Source organism: Vibrio sp. 704 (genome assembly GCF_033339295.1).
This window is the reverse complement of record NZ_JAWOUH010000884.1, coordinates 1-546: the sequence shown is the minus strand read 5'-3', so window position 1 is coordinate 546 and position 546 is coordinate 1. Positions and strand designations below refer to the sequence as shown.

General features: G+C 49.5%; 1 pseudogene. It reads right to left on the bottom strand.

Annotation, left to right across the window (positions count from 1 at the left end):
* Positions 1 to 546: pseudogene (gene vopD / locus R7R24_RS29685) on the bottom strand (type III secretion system translocon subunit VopD); the annotation flags it as partial.

Below are 546 nucleotides of genomic sequence, written 5' to 3'. Positions count from 1 at the left end.
TTCGCTGCTTGAGCACGCGTCGCTTGCACTTCATCGTCCTTGCTGCGAGCTTGCGCTTTAGTTTGTTCAACGTTCGATGCTGAGTTTGCCATCTGTCCAAGAGCTTGAAGAATCGCGTTCTTCGCTTGGTTTGAGCTCATCAGTTTATCGAACTTGCGACCGCCGCTAGTCAATTGAGCCGTGGTGTCTGCAATGCTGTCTTTCGCTAGCGAATGTGCACGTTTTACTTGATCTTGTTGAGTTTTTGACAAGTTACCGTTGTTCATCAACTCTTCAACCTGATCGAAGCCCGCCTTTTGCGTTTTCAGCACGTTGTTGCTTGCCATCTCGGTCTTAATTTCTTTACCCGCTTTGAAAGAACCAAGCGCACCGATAATTGCTGTAGCACCCGCTAACACACCAGAGACAACCGCCATCGCGATCATCGCGCTAGCAGAGTTGTTCAGCTCTGCCGCTTGGCTTTGCAAACTCGCAACGTTGGCTTCAACCGCAATTTCACGTTGAAGCACTTGCTGTTCACGGCTTAGCTTCGACACTTGGTAAAGC